We start from the raw sequence: 19,908 nt of genomic DNA on the forward strand, positions 1-19,908 counted from the left end.
GCGACCGGTTCGCCGCCGACGGCCCGCCCGTGCTGGTGACCGACGACGACGCGACCCGGTTCGCCCACCACCCGAGCAGCGCGCCGCCGGCGTCGTCCGGCCCGGACGACCTCGCCTACGTCGTCTACACCTCGGGATCGACCGGGCGGCCCAAGGGCGTGATGGTCGAGCACCGGGGCATCGCGTCCTACCTGCGCGGAATGCAGCACGACTTCCCGCTCACGCCCGAGGACCGCGTGCTCCAGGCGACCTCGCTGTCCTTCGACGTGTCGGTGTACGAGATCTTCTGGCCGTTGCAGGTGGGCGCGGCGGTGGTGCTGCCCGCGCCCGGCGGGCACACCGACCCGTACCACCTGTCGGAGCTGATCCAGCGGCACGGCGTGACGTGCCTGCACTTCGTGCCGTCGCTGATGCGGTTGTTCGTGGAGGAGGCCGACCCGGGGGCGGGCGCCGGGCTGCGGCGGGTGTTCGTGTCCGGTGAGGCGCTGGACCCGTCGCTGGTGGCGCTGGTGCACGAGCGGACCTCGGCGGAGCTGGTGAACCTGTACGGGGCGACGGAGGTGTCGGTCGACTCGACCTACTGGACCGCCGACCGCGCCAAGCCCGACCGCCCGGTGCTGGTGGGGCGGCCGATGGCCAACGCCACGGCGTACGTGCTGGACCAGCGGTTGCGACCCAAGCCCGCGGGCGTGGTCGGCGAGGTCTTCCTGGGCGGCGCGAGCGTCACCCGCGGCTACCACGCGCGGCCGGCGCTGACGGCGGAGCGGTTCGTGCCCGACCCGTTCGGGCCACCCGGGTCGCGGCTGTACCGGACCGGCGACCTGGGCCGGGTGACCCCGGACGGCGAGCTGGAGTTCCTGGGGCGGCGCGACCACCAGTTCAAGCTGCGCGGGTGGCGGGTGGAGGCCGGCGAGATCGAGGCGGCGATCACCGCGCACCCCGGCGTGAACGGCGCGGTCGTGGTGACCGAGGGGGCGCACGAGCACGCGACCCTGCTGGCCTACGTGGGCGCGGACGCGGGGCTGGACCAGGCGGCGCTGCGGGAGTTCCTGGCGCGGCGCCTGCCCCGACCGCTGGTGCCGGCGCGGTTCATCCGCCTGGACCGCCTGCCGATCTCCCCCAACGGCAAGGTGGACCGCGCCGCCCTGCCCAAGCCCGACCAGGCGCCCGCCGAGCCCGCGCCGACCACCGCGGCACCGCCGACGCACGCCGCGGACGGTCGGCCCGCGTTGGAGCACGCCGCGGACGGTCGGCCGGCGCTGGAGCGCGGCTCGGACGGTCGGCCGGTGTTGGAGGTGGTGCTGGCGGTCGCGGCCGAGGTGCTGGGCGCGCCGATCGGGCCGGAGGACAGCTTCTTCGGCTCCGGCGGCAACTCCATCCAGGCCACCCGGCTGGCCGCCCGCCTGCGCGCCGCCCTGCGCACCGACGTCCCGGTGCGGCTGGCGTTCGAGGCGCCCACGCCGGCCGCGATGGCGGCGCTGCTGTCCCCGCCGTCCCCCGAGCCCGTCGCCGAGGTCTCCCGGGCCGAGCAACGGATCTGGCTGCTCAGCCGGCTCGGCGGCCACCCCGCCGAGTACGCGATCCCCGTGGCGCTGCGCCTGGCCGGCCCGCTGGACGTCGCCAAGCTCAAGAACGCCGTGGACGCGGTCGTGCGCCGCCACGAAGGCCTGCGGCACGTCTTCCCCGAGGTCGACGGCTCCCCGACGCGGGCCGTGCTCGACCCGGGCTCGATCACCGTGGCCGAGGAGGCGAACCGGTCGGTGCGCGAGGTGCTCGCCGAGGGTGTCGCCGCGCTGGACCCCGCGACCGGCCCACTGGCCCGCTTCACGCTGGTCAACCAGGGCCCGCAGGACCACGTGCTGGCCATCGTGCTGCACCACCTCATCGCCGACGGCTGGTCGGTGGACGTGCTGCTGCGCGACATCGCCGCCCACTACACCGGCGCGCCGACCGCCACCCCCGGCCGCTACGCCGACTACCTCGCCCTGGAACGGGCCGAGGAGCAGGACGGCGCCCTGGGCCGCGCCCTGGAGCACTTCGTCACCGCGCTGGACGGCGTGCCCGACGAGGTCAGCTTCCCGCCCGACCACCCCCGCCCCGCGCAACGCACCGGGCGCGGCGACGTCGTGCGCCACCGGATCGACGCCGCGCCGGTCACCGCGCTGGCCGAACGCCTGCGCACCACGCCGTTCGCGGTGCTGCTGGCGGCGGTGGGCGTGCTGCTGCACCGCGTCGGCGGCCACCGGGACGTGGTGGTCGGCACGGCCGTCGCCCGCCGGCCCGACGCCGGGCTGGACCACCTGGTCGGCCTGTGCCTGAACACGCTCGCCCTGCGCTGGCCCGTGCAGCCGCACGACACGCTGGGCGAGGTGGTCCGCGCCGTGACCGACCGGCTCGCCGACGGCCTCCAGCACGACGCCGCGTCGTTCGACCGGGTGGTGGACAAGCTCGCCCCCGCCCGCGACAGCGGTCGCACCCCGGTGTTCCAGGTGATGGCCCTGTACGAGGAGCCGTACGAGACCGCGCTGGCGCTGCCGGACGTGACGACCACCGACGTGACCGTCCACTGTGGATCCGCGCAGGCGGACGCGGCGTTCGGGTTCGTGCCGCGCGAGGGCGGGATCGACCTCACCCTCCAGTTCTCCACCGACGTGTTCACCCGCGCCACGGCGAGCCGGTGGGCGCGCCGCCTGGCGACCCTGCTGGCCGGCGCGCGGGCGGACACCAGGGTCGCGGACCTGCCGCTGCTGCCGGAGGACGAAAGCCAGGACCTGGAACGCTGGAGCGGCACCACAGGGGAAGCGCCGACCACCACGCTGCACGCCCTCGCCCACGAGATCGCCCAACGCCACCCCGACCGCCCGGCGATCCACTTCGGACAGAACAGCCTGACCTACGGCGAGTTCGACGCGCGATCCGCTCAGCTCGCCCACGAGTTGCGCGCCCGCGGCGTCCGAGCCGAAACCCCGGTCGTGGTGTGCCTGGAACGCTCTCCCGAGGCGCTGATCGCCGTCTACGGCGTGCTGAAGGCCGGCGGCGCGTACGTGCCGGTGGAGACCAGCAACCCCGACCTGCGGATCGCCGAGCTGATCGCCGACTCCGGAGCGGCGCTGGTCCTCACCCAGCGGCGACTCGCCGACCGCCTGGCCGCGCTGGGCGCGGAGGTCGTGGTGGTGGACGAGCCGCTGCCCCGGCACCCCACCACCGACCCGGAGCCGCTCACCGGTCCCGACCACCTGGCGTACGTGATCTACACGTCCGGCTCCACCGGCCGCCCCAAGGGCGTGATGGTGCAGCACGGGTCGGTGCTGAACTTCCTCGACGCGCTGGACCGCCGCTTCGACCTCACCCCCGACGACCGGCTGCTGCACAAGTCCCCGCTGGCGTTCGACGTGTCGGTGCGCGAGGTCTTCTGGGCGCTGACCCGGGGCGCGTCGGTCGTCGTCGCCGAACCCGGCCGGCACGCCGACCCCGGCCACCTGGTGGACCTGGTCGAGCGGGAGCGGGTCACCGTCGCGCACTTCGTGCCCAGCTCGCTGGCGGTGTTCCTGGAGGGCCTGCCCGGACCGGGCCGGTGCCCGACCCTGCGGCACGTCCTCACCAGCGGCGAGACGCTGCCCGTGACCACGGCCCGAGCCGCGCGCGACCTGCTGGGAGCCCGGCTGCGCAACATGTACGGCCCCACCGAGACCACAGTCGAGATGACCGACCACGACGTCGTGGACGACACCGTGGACCGGCTGCCGATCGGCCACCCGTTCGAGGGCGCGGTCGTGCGCGTGCTGGACGCGGACCTGCGGCCGGTGCCGCCGGGCAGCACCGGTGAGCTGTGCGTCGGCGGCCTGCCGGTGGCGCGCGGCTACCTGGGCCGCCCGGCGCTGACCGCCGAGCGGTTCGTGCCCGACCCGCTGGGGCCGGCGGGCGCGCGGCTGTACCGCACCGGCGACCTGGCCCGGCTGCTGCCCGACGGGCAACTGGACTTCCTGGGCCGCAACGACTTCCAGGTCAAGGTGCGCGGGCACCGGATCGAGCCCGGCGAGGTCGAGGCGGTGCTCGGCGCGCTGCCCGGCGTGCACGGGGCGCTGGTCACCGCGCACGACGACCGGCTCATCGGCTACGCCGTCACCGACCGGGACGGCGAGGAGCTGCGGACGGCGCTGGCCGAGCGGCTGCCCGAGCACCTGGTGCCCTCGGTGGTGCTGACCCTGGACCGGTTCCCGTTGACCGGCAACGGCAAGCTCGACCGCGCGGCGCTGCCCACCCCCACCGGCCGGCACACCGGCGACAGCCGCCCGCTGACCGCGACCGAGGCGGCGCTGGCCGCGATCTGGCGCGACCTGCTGGACGTGCCGGAGGTGCGGGCGGACGACCACTTCTTCGCGCTGGGCGGCCACTCGCTGCTCGCGGCCCGGGTCGCCGCCCGCGCCGGCGCCGCGCTGGGCGTGGCGCTGCCCTTGCCGACCGTGCTGCGCTTCCCCCGCCTCGCGGACCTGGCGACCGCGGTGGACGGCACGCGCGCCGACCGCGAACCCGTCCGGCCCCGGCCCGACCGGCGGCGCCGCGCGCCGCTGTCGTCCGCGCAGCGCCGGCTGTGGATCGAGGAGAACCTGCGACCCGGCACCGCCACCTACACCGTGGCCGAGGCGTTCCGCCTGCGCGGCGAGCTGGACGAGGAGGCGTTCGCGGCGGCCGTGGACGACGTGCTGCGCCGCCACGACGCGCTGCGCGCCCACGTCGAGTCCGTCGAGGACGGTGAACCGGAGCTGGTGGTCGCGCCCGAGCCGCGCACCGCGCTGCGCGTCGGCGACCTGCCGGCCGACCGGGTGCGGGACGCGCTGGCCGCCGAGTCGGCCCGGGTGTTCGACCCGGCCGGCCCGCTGGTGGCCACGAGCCTGCACCGGCTCGCGCCCGACGAGTGGCTGTTCCAGTTCACCGCGCACCACCTGGTGGTGGACGGCTGGTCGCTGGACGTGCTGTGGCGCGACCTGGCCGCCTGCTACCACGACCGCCGCGCAGGCCGCGCGCCGCGACCGCGCGACGGGCTGACCTTCACCGACTACACGTGGTGGGAGCGGGACGTGCGGTCCCGCGACCTGGAACCGCACCTGGCGTTCTGGCGCGGGGAACTGGCCGGGTTGCGCCCGCAGCCCCCGGCCGACGCGCACGGCCCCGGCGCGGTGCTGGACTTCGCGCTCGGCGCGGCGCTGTCCGACGAGCTGCGCGCCACCGCCGCCGGCCTGGGCGTCTCGCCGTTCGTGCTCGGGCTGACCGCGTTCGCGCTGGCGCTGGGCGAGGACTCGCCGGGCGCGATCGGCGTGGAGGTGGCCAACCGGGCCTCCGCCGAGACCGCCGACCTGGTGGGGCTGTTCGTCAACCACGTGCCGGTGCGGGTGGCGCCGCGCGGCACCGGCCGGGCGGCGGTGGCGGCGGTGGACGAGGCCCGCCGGCGCGTCCTGCCGCACGAGCACGTGCCGTTCGACCTGGTGGTGGACCTGCTGGGGCCCGGGAGGGCGCCGACGAGCGTGGCGTTCTCGCACCTGGACGTGCGCGGGCACTCGCCGCGGCTGGACGGCGTCACCGCCACCCGGCTCACCCCGCCGCACAACGGCACCGCCAAGTTCGACCTCCTGCTGGAGGTGCTGGACACCGAGCACGGCCTGACCGGGGCGTTCGAGTACCGGCCCGAGCGGTTCACCGCCGCCCGCGTCGCGCAGGTCCGCAACCACTGGGAGGCCGCGCTGCTGACGCTGCTGGCCGACCCGGACCTGCCGGTGGACGCCCGCCGACCCGATTTCGCGTGATGTCGAGGGGGAACGACGTGCTGTCAACGGTCGATCCGGCGGCGGAGCTGAGCACCACCGCCGCCGAGGTCCTGGAACACGTGGACGCCGCGGTGGCGGCGTACCCGGAGGTGCCGATCGCCCGCGTGCGGGTCGAGGTCGCGGGCATCCCGCGCACCCTGCTGCTGAAGCTGGAGGGCCGCTCGCCGTGGCGGTCCATCAAGGGCCGCACCGCGCTGGGCCTGGTCCGCTCGATCGCGCCGCGCATGGCGTCGCGGGACGTCACGGTCGTGGAGTCCACCTCGGGCAACCTGGGCGTGGCGCTGTCGGCGATCTGCCGCGACCTGGGCCTGCCGTTCGTGGCCGTGGTGGACCTCAAGCAGTCGCCGGTGATCCAGGCGGCGATCGAGGCCAACGGCGCGCGGCTGGAGGTCGTGCGGACGCCGGCGGCGGCCACCACGCACCTGCTGGACCGGCTGGACCGGGTGCGCAAGCTGGTCGCCGAGATCCCCGGCGCGGTGTGGCCCAACCAGTACGAGAACGACGCCAACCGGCACGTGCACGAGACGTGGACCGCGCCGGAGATCGACCGCCAGGTCGGCGGCGAGGCGCAGGCGGTGTTCGTCGCGGTGTCCACCGGGGGCACGCTGGCGGGCCTGGCCGCCCACTTCCGCCGCGCCCGCCCGGCGACGCGCCTGGTGGCCGTGGACGTCGAGGGCTCGACGGTGTTCGGCGGCGTGCCCGGCGGGCGCGTGCTGACCGGCATCGGCGCGAGCCGCCGCTCCACCTTCCTGACCCGCGCCGAGTGCGACGACCTGGTGTACGTGCGGGAGGCGGCGGCGATCGCCGCGTGCCACGTGCTGCGCGCCGACACCGGGATCGCGGTCGGCGGGTCCAGCGGCGCGGTCGTCGCAGGCGCGCTGGACCACCTCGCCGCCCACCCCGGGCTGACCACCGCCGTGTGCGTGTGCGCCGACCTCGGCGAGAACTACGCGCGCACGGTCTACGACCCCGACTGGCTGGCGCCGCTGCGCCTCACCGACGACCCCGGACTCCTGCGGTCCCGCCTGCGCGGGGCGCGCTTCCACCACGCCGAACCGGACACCGGACAGGAGAGCACCCCATGACCGCCATCCGCGAGATCCGGCTCAGCGAGCCGGAGTCCGCGCAGGCCGCGCTGCTCGCGCTGGAGTGCGCGCAGCGCTACGCCGAACCCGACTCCGCCGACTTCCTCGCCGACGCCGCCGTGCTGGCCCACGACCTGCCCCGGGCGGTGCGCCGGGAGGTCGAGCGCGCCCGCCTGGACGACCGGCTGCACGCGCTGGTCGTGCGCGGCAACGACGTCGACCAGGACGCGCTCGGCCCGACCCCGCCGCATTGGCGGCAGGCGCGCACCGCCGCGTCCCGCCGCTACGGCTTCCTCCTGGTGCTCTACGCCTCGCTGCTCGGCGACGTGGTCGGCTGGGCCACCCAGCAGGACGGCCGCGTGGTGACCGACGTGCTGCCCATCGAGGGGCAGGAGGACTCGCTGGTCAGCTCCAGCAGCAGCGTGGAGCTGGGCTGGCACACCGAGGACGCGTTCTCCCCCTACCGGGCCGACTACGTGGGCCTGTTCTCGCTGCGCAACCCCGACTCGGTGGCCACCACCGTGGCCGGGCTGGACCCCGACCTGGTCGGGCCGGCCGTGGTGGACGTGCTGTTCGGCGAGCGCTTCCACATCCGCCCCGACAACTCCCACCTGCCCACGCACAACAGCGGCGGCCGGTTGAGCGACTACTTCGCCGGCATCGTCGAGGCGGTGGAGAACCCGCGCGCGGTGTCGATCCTGCGCGGGCACCGCGACGCGCCGCAGTTGTGCGTGGACAGCGACTTCACCACCGCCGTGGACGGCGACGCCGAGGCCGCGGGCGCGTTGGACACGCTCATCAAGCACCTCGGCGGCGCGCTGTACGAGGTGGTGCTGGGCCCGGGTGACGTGGCGTTCCTGGACAACCGCAACGTCGTGCACGGCCGCCGCCCGTTCCGGGCCCGGTTCGACGGCACGGACCGCTGGCTCAAGCGCATCAACGTGACCGCGGACCTGCGCAAGTCGCGGGCGGCGCGGCGCGACGCCCAGGCGCGCGTGCTGGGTGAGGCGTGATGGTGCGCGACCTGCCGGCCGCCGCGCTGGAGGACTGGTTGCGCGAGCGGTACTTCACCGCCCGCGTGGACGTCTCCAGCAGCGGTGTGGCCGACCACCGGCTGGCGGACCTGCGGCGGTTGGGCGGGATCACCGTCGAGGAGCTGGACGCGGTGGTGTTCCGCGACGGGCCGTCGCTGGGCGCGGAGCGGCTGCGGGCGGCGCTGGCGGACCGGCTGCGGCCCGGACCCGACCACGTCGTGATGACCGCGCACGGGTCCAGCGAGGCGTTGTTCCTGGCGATGACCGCGCTGGTGCGGCCCGGTGACGAGGTGGTGGTGCCCGACCCCGCCTACCACTCGCTGTCGGCGCTGGCGCGGGCGTGCGGGGCGGTGCTGCGGCCGTGGCCGGTGCTGGGCGCGGCACCCGACCCGGCGGACCTGCGGGCGTTGTTGACGCCCCGCACCCGGCTGGTCGTGGTGAACTTCCCGCACAACCCCACCGGGGTGACCGTGGACGCGGCGGTGCAGGCCGAACTGCTCGACGTGGTCGGGCGCAGCGGGGCGTACCTGTTGTGGGACAACGCGTTCCGCGACCTGGTCTACGACGCGCCGCCGCTGCCGGAGCCGACCGCGCTGGGCGGGCGGGTGCTGTCCACCGGCACGCTGTCCAAGGCCCACGGGCTGCCCGGCCTGCGGGTCGGGTGGTGCGTGCTGCCCGCCGACCTCGCGCCGGAGCTGGTCCGCGTCCGGGACTACCTGACGCTGAGCCTGTCGCCGCTGACCGAACTGCTCGCCGCGGTCGCCGTGGAGCACGCCGACGAGCTGATCGCGCCCCGGCTGGCGGAGGCGACCGCCAACCGGCGGCGGCTGCTGGACTGGGCCGCCGCGCACGGCGTGGACTGCCCCGCGCCGGGCGGCGGGGTGACCGCGTTCCCCCGGTTCCCGGGGGTGGCCGACGTGACGCCGCTGTGCGACCGGCTGATGTCCGAACACGGCGTCCTGACCGTTCCGGGCGGTTGTTTCGGATTCCCCGATCGAATGCGGATCGGATTCGGCTGCGACCCCGCGGTGTTCGCGGCCGGGTTGACCGCGCTGGGCGCCGTGCTGGCGGAAAAACGGTTGCCGGCAAAACTGTGACTGGTTGACTACGCAGCGCAACATCGCCGTTTCGAGAGGAATCACCGTGGCAGCCATCGAGAACGCGCCACGCAGGCTGCGCGACAACAGGGACTTCCGGTTCTGGTGGGGCGGCACCGTGCTGTCGGCCATCGGCGACGAGGTCACGCTGATCGCGTTTCCCCTGCTCGTGCTGTTCCTGACCGGGTCGCCGACGCACGCGGGCCTGGTCGGCGGCGTGGCGGCCGTGCCGCCGCTGCTGCTGAGCGTGCCGATCGGCGTGCTGGCCGACCGGACGTCCCGGCGGGCGCTCATGCTCGGCGGTTCGGTGGTCAGCGCGATCTCCATCACGTCCATTCCGGTCGTGCACCTCCTGGGTGAACTCACCCTTCCGCATTTGTACGTGGTCGCATTTGTCAACAGCGTTGCGGCGACCGTGTACCGGATCGCCGACACCGCCGCGCTGCCCCGGATCGCGGGCGAGGAGAAACTGGGCGAGGCGGCGTCCCAGAGCGAGACGATCTGGGGCATCTCGGCCATCGTCGCGCCGCCGCTGGCCGGTCTGCTGTTCGAGACCGCCGGGCCGACCTCGCCGTTCTGGATCGACGCCGTGTCGTTCGTCGCGATCATGGTGTGCGTCCTGGCGATCCGGGCCCGGCTCGGCGCGGACAAGCCCTACCCGGAGGTGTCCTGGCGGCAGGACCTCACCACCGGCGCGCGCGTCACGTTGAGCCGGCCGCTGGTGCGGGCCCTGACGATCCTGACCGTCGCGGGCGACTTCCTGTTCGCGGGCATCGGCCTGCTGCTGATCGTCATGGTGCGGGAGAACGGCGCGTCGGGGCTGGAGACCGGCACGGTGTTCACCGCCGCCGCGGTGGGCGGCATCCTCGGCTCGATGCTCGCCGGCCGGGTCGAGGACCGGATCGGGATGGTCCCGGCCGTGCTGACCAAGCACTGGCTGACCGCCGCGCTGTTCCCGCTGCTGCTGGTGGACCTGCCCGGCTGGGCCACCGGGCTGGTCTGGGGCCTGATCTCGTTCCAGATCTCGATCCTCAACGTGATCCAGATGAAGTACCTGATGAGCGTCATCCCCAACAGCAAGCTCGGCCGCGTCGAGGGGTTCCTGACGTTCATCGAGCAGGGCAGCCTGCCGCTGGGCTACGCGCTCACCGGCGTGCTGCTGGGCCTGCTCGGCACCACGTCCACGCTGCTGGCCTACGAGGCCGTGCTGCTGGTCCTGGCCGTCTTCGCGACGGTCAGCCGGGGCCTGCGCACCCCCGCGCACCCCGACGAGCCCGCCCGATCATCGGGCTGACGCCAGGAGAGCTGATGACCCAGGTCGACTTCACCCGGTGGGACCTGCGCACCGACGCCGAGAAGCACGCCACCCCGACCGTCCTGAGTGGACCGCCGCCGGCGTGGTCGCCGGACACCACGTTGGCGCGGCTGGTGCTGGACCAGGCCGACCGCACCCCGGACGCGGACGCGGTCCGCATCGGCCCGGACGCCCTGACCTACCGCGAGTTGGCCGCCGGCGCGCGGCGGGTCGCGGCCTGGGTGGCCCGGCAGCCGCACACCGGGCCGCCGCGCGTCGGCGTGCTCGGCGAGCGGTCCCTTGCGACCTACCCGGTGCTGCTGGGGGTGCTGCTGGCGGGCGGCGCGTACGTGCCGCTGGACCCGGCGGCGCCGCCCGCCCGGCTGCGCGCGGTGCTGTCCCGGGCCGACGCGCACGCCGTGGTGACGACCGCGGAGAGCTGGGCGTTGTTGGAGCAGCCGGGGCTGCCCGCGCTGCTGACCGACCAGCCGCTGCCGTTCCAGCGGTCCAAGGTGGACAGCGGGCGGGTCGCGGTGCTGGCGGGCCTGCCCGACGCGGGCGAGCCGGTCGGGCCGACGCCGGACGACGTGGCCTACGTGATCTTCACGTCCGGTTCGACCGGCACGCCCAAGGGTGTGGTGGTGCAGCACCGGGCGGCGGTGAACCTGACCTGCTGGGCCCGCGACCTGGTGCCGATGGGGCCGGGCAGCCGGGTCACCCAGAACGCGTCGCTGCACTTCGACGCCTCGGTGCAACAGATCTTCCCGGCGCTGGCCTCGGGGGCGACGCTGTTCCCGGTGCCGGAGCGGGTGCGACTGTCCGGGCCGGAGCTGGCCGCGTGGCTGGCCCGGCACCGGATCACGCACTGGGACTCGGTGCCCTCGCTGTGGACGCCCGTGGTGGAGCACCTGGCCGACCGGATCGCCGCGGGACAACGGGTGCTGCCCGACCTGCGGGCCGTGCTGCTGGCCGGCGAGCCGCTGCCGGCGCGGCAGGTGGACCGGTGGCGGTCGTGGGAGCAGGGGCACCGGCTGTTCAACGTCTACGGGCCCACCGAGGTGACCGTGAACGCGACCGCGTTCGAGGTGACCGGGCCGGTGGGCGCGGTGGTGCCGATCGGGCGGCCGTTGCCGGGGATCACCGCGTCCGTGCTGGACGCGCACGGCAACCCCTGCCCGGTGGACGCCGACGGTGAGCTGTTCCTGGGCGGGGTGGGGCTGGCGCGCGGCTACCTGGACGACCCGGAGGGCACCGCGCGGTCGTTCGTGGAGCGCGGCGGCGAGCGGTTCTACCGGACCGGTGACGTGGTGCGGGTCGGCGCGGACGGCCTGCTGGTGTTCGTGGGCCGCCGGGACGACCAGGTGAAGCTCAACGGCGTCCGCGTCGAGCCGGCCGAGATCGAGCACGCCCTGCTGGCGCACCCCGGCGTGACCGAGGCGGTGGCGGTGGTGCTGCGCGAGGAGGGCCGGGCGGAGCTGGTGGCCTGCGTGGCCTCGGCGGTCGAGCTGTCCACGGAGGACATCCGGGCCGGGCTGGCGGAAGAGCTGCCGGCGGCGCTGGTGCCGTCGCGGGTGGTGGTCGTGGAGTCGTTGCCGCACAACGCCAACGGCAAGCTGGACCGGGCCGCGTGCGCGGAGCTGGCGCGCGACCTGTCCGGCCCGTCGGGCGGCGCCGGGCCGCTCGGGGCGACGGCGGCGACGCTGCTGGGCATCTGGCGGAGCGTGCTGGGCCGTGACGACATCGGCCCGGACGACGAGTTCTTCCAGGTCGGCGGCAACTCGATCACCAGCATCCGGCTGCGCCGGGAGTGCGTGGAGGCGGGGTTGCCGATCCGGGCGGTGGACGTGTTCCTGCACCCGACCGTGCGGCGGCTGGCCCGGTACGTGGACGACAACCGGACCACGCTGGCCGCCCGCGCCCGTCCCGCGCCGGAGGAGTCGCCGACCGACGGCGAGTTCCCCCTGCTGCCCGCCCAACGGCCGCTCGCCCTGACGGCGCTGCTCAGCGACGGCGGCGCGCAGCGCGGTCTGGTGCAGGAGACCGTCACCTACCGGGTGCCGCTGGACGTGGACGCCGTGCGCGGCGCGCTGGAGGTGCTGCTGGAGCGGCACGAAGTGCTGCGGACGGCGGTCACGCCGGGGCTGGCGCAGCGGGTGCTGCCGAAGGTGCCGGTGCCGTTGGAGGTGGTGGACCTGACCGGCGTGGCCGACCAGTGGGGTGCGGTGCTGGAGGCCGCCGACCGGGACTACGCGACCCCGTTCGACCTGGCCGAGCCGCCGCTGGTGCGGGTGCGGGCGTTCGACCGGGGCGAGGTGTTCTCGCTGACCTGGACCCTGCACCACGTCATCTCGGACGGGTGGTCGTGGGAGATCGTGCAACGCGAGTTCGACCGGCTGCACGTGGCCCTGCGAGCGGGCCGGTTCCGCCCGCTGCCGCCACCGGTGCTGCCCCTGCGCGCGCTGGCCCGCCGCCTGGGGTCGGGCGGGACGCCGGACCCGGAGTGGGTGGCGCGCCTGGCCGCCACGCCCGCCCTGCTGCTGCCCGCCGACGGCAGCGGCGTCGGCGGTGAGCACATCGAGTGGCCGATCGACCCCGGGACGCACCGCGAGTTGGCCGCCCGCGCGCAGGCCGCGGAGGCGTCGCCGGCCGCGATCCACCTCCTCGCCTTCACCGAGGCCCTGCGGCGGGTGTGCCGGCAGGACTCGTTCGCCGTCGGCGTCGTGTCGTCGGGCCGCAACGTGGACGTGCCGGGCGTCGAGGAGGCCGTCGCGTGCCTGGCCCGGACCGTGCCGCTGCCGGTGGACGCCGTGGGCGGCGCCGAGGCCCGCCTGGCGCGGCTGCACCGCGACCTCGCCGTGGTGGTCGGCATGGACGACGTGGACACCGACGTGCTCCCGGCCGACGTGCCCGCCGGCGTCCGCCACCCGGTGGCGACCTTCGTCTTCCAGAACTACCCGGACGCCGCCGTGCCGCCCGGCCACCGGCCGCTGCCCGAGGTGCCCGAGGAGGGCCGCTGGCGCGAGGCCGGGTCCGACCCGCTGGCGCTGGTGTGCTTCGAGGACGACGGCGTGCCCGGCTGCCGGCTGGAGTTCGACACCGCCGCGGTGTCCCGGGCGACCGCCGAGCTGGTCGCCAGGGAGGTCCGCCGGGCCCAGAACCGACTCGCGAAGGGGATGCAGCCGTGACCGCGGACGCCGCGCTCGAACCCGACGAACGGGCCGCCTGGCTGGCCTACAACGACACCGCCGAGGACTTCCCCGGCCCGCACCTGCTCGCCCGCCTCGACGCCGTGGCGCGCGAGCACCCCGACCGCCCCGCCGTGCACGCCGTCGACGGCGTGTGGACCTACCGCGAACTGCACCGCCGCGCCGACGCGGTGGCCGCCTTCCTGGCCGCGCGGGGCGTCCGGCCGGGTTCGGTGGTGGCGATCGCGGCCACCCGCGCGCTCGCCCCGTACGCCGCGCTGCTCGGCGTCCTGAAGGCCGGGTGCGCCTACGTGCCGGTCAACCCGGACGACCCCGCCGACCGGGTGGCGTTCGTGCTGGCCGACGCCGGCGCCACGCCGCTGCTGCTGGACACCGACCCGGCGAGCCTGCCCGCCGCGCCCGCGCCGGACGTGCCGCACGAGCCGGACCGGGTCTGCTACGTCATCTACACCTCCGGCAGCACCGGCCGCCCCAAGGGCGTGGTGATGGCCGAACGCGCCGTGGACAACCTCACGCACTGGGTGGTGCGGCGGCACGACGTGCGCCCCGACGACCGGCTGGGCCAGACCGCGCCGCTGACGTTCGACCCGTCCGTGCAACAGGTCTTCCCCGCCTGGGCGACCGGCGCGTGCCTGGTCACCGTGCCCGACGACGTCCAGCGCGACCCGGCCGCCTTCCTGGACTGGCTGCGCGCCGAGCGCGTCACCCACCTGGACCTGGTGACCTCGCACTGGGTCCACCTGCTCAACGCCGCCGAGGCGCGCCCGGCGGAGCTGCCGGACCTGCGCTGGATCATCATCGGCGGCGAGACGTACTACTACCACCAGACCCACCGCTGGCACCGGGTCGTGTCCTCCCCCGCGCGGCTGAACACGATCTACGGCCCCACCGAGGCGGCCGTCAACGCCACCGAGCACCTCACCGAACCCGACCTGGACCACGGCCAGGTGCCCATCGGCGTCCCGCTGCCCAACTACCGCCTCTACGCCCTGGACGACGACGGGCGGCTGTGCCCGCCGGGCATCACCGGCGAGATCCACATCGCCGGCGCCGGCCTCGCGCGCGGCTACCGGTCCGCCGAGGCCACCGCGAAGGCGTTCCACGAGCTGGAAGTCCACAGTGGACGGACCGAGCGGCTGTACCGGACCGGCGACCTCGCCCGGCTGGTGCGCCACGCCGACCGGTGGGCGCTGGAGTTCCAGGGCCGGGTGGACAGCCAGGTCAAGATCTCCGGCTACCGCGTCGAGCTGGAGGAGGTGGACGCGGCGGTCAAGGCCGTGCCGGGCGTGCGGGACGCGGCCGTCGTGGTGCGCGGCGAACCGGCCGAGCAGCTCGTGTGCTGCTACGTCGGCGACGTGCCGCCGGACCGGCTGCGGTCGCGCCTGACCGAGCGGTTGCCCGCCTACCTGGTGCCGCACCTGCTGGTGCCGGTGGAGGCGTTGCCGTTCACCCGCAACGGGAAGATGGACACCGCCGAGCTGGCCGAGCTGGTGCGGCGGTTCGCGCGCGACTCCGCCGGCCGCGCGCCGCGCCCCGGCGTGGAGTCCGTGGTCGCGGCGGTGTGGGCCGAGGTGCTGGACCTGCCGGAGGTGTCGGCGGACGCGGACTTCCTGGGCCACGGCGGGTCGTCGCTGCTGGCGTTCCGGGTCGTGGACCGGCTGCGCCGGCGCGGGATCCGGGTGCGGCCGGCCGACGTGCTGCGCGAGCGCACGGTCGCGGGCCTGGCCGCCGTCGCCGAAGAGGACCTGGTGCTGACGCCCTCGACGCGGCTGGCGCTGCGCCGGCCGGGCGGCAACGCCACCCTCGACATCGGCCTCCCCGCCGACGTGCCCGCCGAACGGGTCCGCGCCGTGCTGGAGGACATCGTGCGGCGGCACCCCGTGCTGCGCGCCCGGATCGACGACGACGGCCCGCGCGCGGTGCCGGTGGACCGGTTCGAGCTGCACACCCCCGACGGCCCGGTGGACGACGCCAAGGCCCGGCTCGCCGAGTCCACCGACCTGACGACCGGGCTGCCCACGGCAGCCGCGCTGGTGGCGGGCCGGCTGCTGGTGTCGATCCGGCACGAACTGGTCGACGGCGCGGCGCTGCGCCGGGTCGCCGAGGAGGTCGCGGCCGGCCTGGGTCGCGCGCCGCGGCCCCGCCCGGTCGTGCCCGTGGCCGACCAGCCGCTGGGCGGACCGGCCCCGGACGGGCTGCGCGGGCACCTGGTCCGCTTCCTTGAGGCCGAGAAGGCCGCGTTGGCCGCGCTGCCGCGCGAGCACCGCGACCGGGTGGTGGAGGTGGACCTGGGGCACGCGCCCGACGCGCTGCTGGACACCCCGCCGACCCGGTGGCACGCCCGCCTGGTCGCCGCCGCCGCGACGGCCGCGCGGTCCTGGCTGGGGCTGGTCGACGTGCCGGTGGGCGTGCCCCGGCACTGGCCGGGCGCGGGCGGGTCGGTCGCGAACCTGGCCGACGTGCTGCCCCTGGTCGTCGCGGACGACGACGAGGCCGACGCGCAGTGGCGGCGCTTCGCCGACCCGGCCGTGCACTGGGGCGCGGCGCTGCTGGACGCCTGCCCCGACCTCGCCGACGACTGGCCCGCGCCCCGGATCGCGCCGCAGGGCTCGTTCCGGCTCGTGGTGACCGCCGACGACGAACCGCTCGCGCCCGACCTCCCGCTGCACGAGAGCCCGACCGCGTTCGACCCGGCGTCGGCGGGCGCGGTGGAGTTCGCGGTCGTCGCGGGCGACCGCCTGCGGCTGCACGTCACCGGCTGGGACCTGCCCGCCGACGAGGTCAAGGCCGTGGCCGCCGGCTGGGTCGAGGCGTTGGCGGGTGAGCGGCGGTGACGCCGGACCCGCACTGGCTGCGCCCGGTGGGCGGGCGGTCCGGCGGCCCGGTGCTGCTGTGCCTGCCGCACGCGGGCGCCGGCGCCTTCGCCTACGCCGGCTGGGACCGGCAGGACGCGTTCGACGTCGTGGCCGTGCAACCGCCCGGCCGGGAGGACCGGTTCGCCGAGCAGCCGATCACCGACCCCGAGCACCTCGTCCGCGAGATCGCCGACGCGCTGGGCGACCTCGCCGAGCAGCCGCTGGCGCTGTTCGGGCACAGCCTGGGCGCGCTGATCGCCCACGACCTGGCCCGCGAGCTGGACCGCCGGGGCGCGCCCGACCCGCTGCTGCTCGCGGTGTCCGGGCACGTGCCGCCGCACCGGCTCGACCCCGACCGGGCGCGCGACCGGTCCGACGCCGAACTGGTCGAGCACGTCCGCGAACTCGACGACGACCCCCTGGACGACGTGCTGGCCGACCCGGAGTGGCGCGCGATGCTGCTGCGCCCGCTGCGCGGCGACCTGGCCCTGCACGACGCCCACACCCACCGCCCCGGCCCCCGGCTGCGCGTGCCCGTGCTCGCGCTGACCGGCGCGGACGACGACGCCACCCCGGCCGAGGACACGGCGGCGTGGGCGGAGCTGACCGAGGGCCCCTTCGCCCACCGGGTCCACCCCGGCGGGCACTTCTACCTCCGCGCCGCCAGGTCGGCCGTCCTCGACGACCTCGCGCACCACCTCGAAGGAGCGTGGCGACCATGACCACCGAGACCCCAGCGACCACCGGCGCCCCGGCGACCACCGGCGCCCCCGCCCCACCGGGCCGGGCCGAGATCGTCGCCGCCGTGCTGCCGGTATTCGCCGAGGTGCTCGACGCGCCGGACCTCACCCCCGACAGCGACTTCTTCGTCCACGGCGGCAACTCGCTGCTGGCCATCCGGGTCGCCGGGCGGGTGGGCCGCAGGCTGGGCCGGCAGGTCCCGCCCGCCGGCGTGCTCAAGCACCCGACCCCGGACCTGCTGGCCGCCCACCTGGAGGAGGAGTTCCGCGGCGGCGGCGCGCCGCCGATCCCCGCGCCGCGCGCCGGGGCGGAGGCCGACCGCCGGCCGTCCACCGCCCAGGAACGGGTGTGGCTGCTGCACCAGCTCGACCCCGACCGGCTCGACCACCTGGTCACCGTGGCGCTGGACGTGGCCGGGACGGTGGACCCGGCGGCGTTCACCGCGGCGTGGACCGCGGTCGTGCGCCGGCACGAGGCGCTGCGCAGCCGGTTCGTCAAGGCCGACGACGACCGGGTCGCGGTCGTCGTGGACGCCGAGGCCGCGCCGGAGATCAGCGTGCTGGACCTCGCCCGCTTCCCCGCCCCGGTGCGCGACCGGCTCGCCGAGGAACGGGTCCGGCTCCTGCGCACCACCCCGATCCGGCTGGACACCGGCCCGCTCGCCCGGTTCGCGCTGCTGCGCCTGGCCGACCGGCGGTACCGGATCGAGCTGGCCGTGCACCACATCGTGTGCGACGGCTGGAGCCTGGACACCCTGCTCGCCGACTTCCTCGACGCCTACGGCCGCGCGCTGGCGGGCCGCTCCCCCGCGCTGCCGCCGCCGGCGGTGGGCTTCGCCGACTACGTGGCGTGGGAGCGGGACGTGGAGTCCTCGCGGTGGCCGGACATGGCCGTGCGGCTGGCCCGCCGGTTCGCCGACCGGCCCGCCGACCTGCCGCTGCCGGTGGACCCGGTGGACGTGCCGGCGCACGAGGACGGCGACGACGTGACCGTGCACGCCCCGCCCGGCCTCGCGGCGGCGGTGGAGCGGGCCCGGACCTCCTTCGGGCACACCGCGCTGACGTTCCACCTGACCGCGCTGGGCGTCCTGCTCGCCCGGATCACCGGGGTGGACGACCTGGTGGTGGCGGTGCCGGTCGCGGGCCGCGCGCAGACCGAGCACGAGGACCTGGTGGGGCTGTTCGTCAACACGGCCCTGGCGCGGGTGCGGCTGGGCGGCACCTCGGACGTGCGGGTGCTGCTGGAGCGCAACCGCGACGAGGTGGACGAGCTGGTGGACTGCCAGACCTTCCCGTTCGACCGCCTGGTGGACCTGCTCGGCGCGCGCCGCGCGGGCACCAGGGTGCCGCTGGCCCGGGTGTCGCTGGCGGTGCAGAACTTCGACGACCCCGGCACGCCCGCGCCCGAGCTGGGCTTCACCTGGCAGTTCCGCGACCCGCCGGAGCGGCAGAGCAAGTTCGACCTGGCCTTCACCGTCTCCGACACCGACGGCCTGCGGTTGACGGTCACCTACCGGCCGTCGCTGTTCCGCCGGGCCACCGTCGCCGCGTGGGCCGGCCAGTACCTCGTGGCGCTGGAGCACGTCGTGCGCGGCGTCGCCGACCCGGAGGGGAGCGCGCGGTGAAGCTCAACCGGCAGCACGAGTTGTTCCGCGAGTCCGTGCGGATGGTGCTCGACCGCGAGTGCGTCGAGCTGGTCGACGACTGGGAGCGCGACGGCGTCATGCCCGTGCACCAGCTGTGCAAGACCCTGGCCGCCGAAGGGCTGCTGGGCCTGACCATGCCGGTGGAGGACGGCGGGCTGGGCCTGGACCTGGGCTACTCCTACGTGTGGGCGCAGGAGCTGGGCCGCGTCCCGGCCGGCGCGCCCGCGATGGCGCTGTCCGTGCAGACCGACATCGTCGCGCCGCTGCTGGCCCGCGCCGGCACGCCCGAGGTGCGCCGGGACGTGCTGCGGCCGGCCATCCGGGGCGAGCTGGTGGCGGCGCTGGCCGCGACCGAGCCGGCGGGCGGGTCCGACCTGGGCGCGCTCACCACCACCGCCGTGCGCACCGAGCGCGGCTTCACCGTCAACGGCACCAAGGCGTTCATCACCAACGGGTCGGTCGCGGACTTCGCCGTGGTGCTGTGCCGCACCGGCGAGGCGGCCGGCATCGGCGACCTGGCGCTGCTGGTGGTGCCGACCAACCTGGCCGGGGTGCGGCAGGTCCGCCACACCGGCAAGCTCGGCCACCGCTCGTGCGACCACGGCACGCTGACCTTCACCGACGTGGAGGTGCCCGCGGCCTACCTGCTGGGCGAGGTCGGCGAGGGCTACGAGCTGCAGACCCGCACGTTCACCCGGGAGCGCTGCTTCCTGGCCGTGGTCGCGCTCGGCCAGGCCGAACGGGTGCTGCGCGCGACCGTGCACCACGCGCGCCGCCGCCGCGTCCTGGGCCGCGCGCTGACCGACCACCAGGCGATCGGGTTCCGGCTCGCCGAACTCGACGCCGAACTCGACCTCGTGCGCAGCTACGCGGGCGAGGCCTACCAACTGCTCGCCGACGGCGCGCAGTGCCTGCGCGAGGCCAGCATCGCCAAGCTGCGCGCCACCCGCCTGCTGCGCGAGGTCGCCGACGTCGGGCTCCAGGTCCGGGGCGCGGCGGGCTACCTGGGCGTGGACGACGTCGAGCGCACCTACCGCGACGCCCGCGCGGGCAGCTTCGCGGGCGGCGCGGACGAAGCGCTGCTGCACCTCATCGCGGGCCACCTGACCGGCACCGAACAGGAGTGACC

Annotated in this window: 10 protein-coding genes; all 10 read left to right on the forward strand. The window is 75.8% G+C overall.

The features are described from left to right. The first annotated feature begins 29 nt into the window (after positions 1-29). From AB0A74_RS13125 to AB0A74_RS13170, 10 genes are read left to right on the forward strand one after another with little or no spacing between them, the layout of a single operon-like run. Complete coding sequence (locus tag AB0A74_RS13125) at positions 30-5,801, forward strand: amino acid adenylation domain-containing protein (RefSeq protein WP_358249015.1); 5,772 nt, start codon at positions 30-32, stop codon at positions 5,799-5,801. Then, on the forward strand, positions 5,801-6,907 hold the full coding sequence (locus AB0A74_RS13130; protein ID WP_358249016.1) for a cysteine synthase family protein: 1,107 nt from the start codon (positions 5,801-5,803) through the stop codon (positions 6,905-6,907). The genes AB0A74_RS13125 and AB0A74_RS13130 overlap by 1 nt, the downstream gene beginning before the upstream one ends. Further along, complete coding sequence (gene vioC, locus AB0A74_RS13135; protein ID WP_358249017.1) at positions 6,904-7,920, forward strand: arginine beta-hydroxylase, Fe(II)/alpha-ketoglutarate-dependent; 1,017 nt, start codon at positions 6,904-6,906, stop codon at positions 7,918-7,920. The genes AB0A74_RS13130 and vioC overlap by 4 nt, the downstream gene beginning before the upstream one ends. Next, positions 7,920-9,038, forward strand: coding sequence for a capreomycidine synthase (gene vioD, locus AB0A74_RS13140; RefSeq protein ID WP_358249018.1), 1,119 nt, complete (start codon positions 7,920-7,922; stop codon positions 9,036-9,038). The genes vioC and vioD overlap by 1 nt, the downstream gene beginning before the upstream one ends. A gap of 46 nt (positions 9,039-9,084) precedes the next feature. Next, positions 9,085-10,332, forward strand: coding sequence for an MFS transporter (locus tag AB0A74_RS13145; protein ID WP_358249019.1), 1,248 nt, complete (start codon positions 9,085-9,087; stop codon positions 10,330-10,332). A gap of 14 nt (positions 10,333-10,346) precedes the next feature. Further along, positions 10,347-13,517, forward strand: a complete 3,171-nt coding sequence (locus AB0A74_RS13150; RefSeq protein WP_358249021.1) for an amino acid adenylation domain-containing protein — start codon at positions 10,347-10,349, stop codon at positions 13,515-13,517. After that, complete coding sequence (locus AB0A74_RS13155) at positions 13,514-16,372, forward strand: amino acid adenylation domain-containing protein (protein WP_358249023.1); 2,859 nt, start codon at positions 13,514-13,516, stop codon at positions 16,370-16,372. Before AB0A74_RS13150 ends, AB0A74_RS13155 begins: the two co-directional genes overlap by 4 nt. Then, a complete protein-coding gene (locus AB0A74_RS13160; protein WP_358249024.1) occupies positions 16,369-17,115 on the forward strand; it encodes a thioesterase domain-containing protein in 747 nt (248 codons plus the stop codon). The genes AB0A74_RS13155 and AB0A74_RS13160 overlap by 4 nt, the downstream gene beginning before the upstream one ends. After that, the gene (locus tag AB0A74_RS13165; protein WP_358249025.1) at positions 17,112-18,758 is read left to right on the forward strand and encodes a condensation domain-containing protein; all 1,647 of its coding nucleotides are present in this window, start codon (positions 17,112-17,114) and stop codon (positions 18,756-18,758) included. The genes AB0A74_RS13160 and AB0A74_RS13165 overlap by 4 nt, the downstream gene beginning before the upstream one ends. Further along, positions 18,755-19,906 (forward strand): acyl-CoA dehydrogenase family protein, encoded by a 1,152-nt coding sequence (locus AB0A74_RS13170; protein ID WP_358249027.1) that lies wholly within the window; start codon positions 18,755-18,757, stop codon positions 19,904-19,906. Before AB0A74_RS13165 ends, AB0A74_RS13170 begins: the two co-directional genes overlap by 4 nt. The last annotated feature ends 2 nt before the right edge of the window (positions 19,907-19,908 follow it).

The sequence above is a fragment of the Saccharothrix sp. NPDC042600 genome (genome assembly GCF_040647305.1).
Taxonomy (GTDB): domain Bacteria; phylum Actinomycetota; class Actinomycetes; order Mycobacteriales; family Pseudonocardiaceae; genus Actinosynnema; species Actinosynnema mutabilis.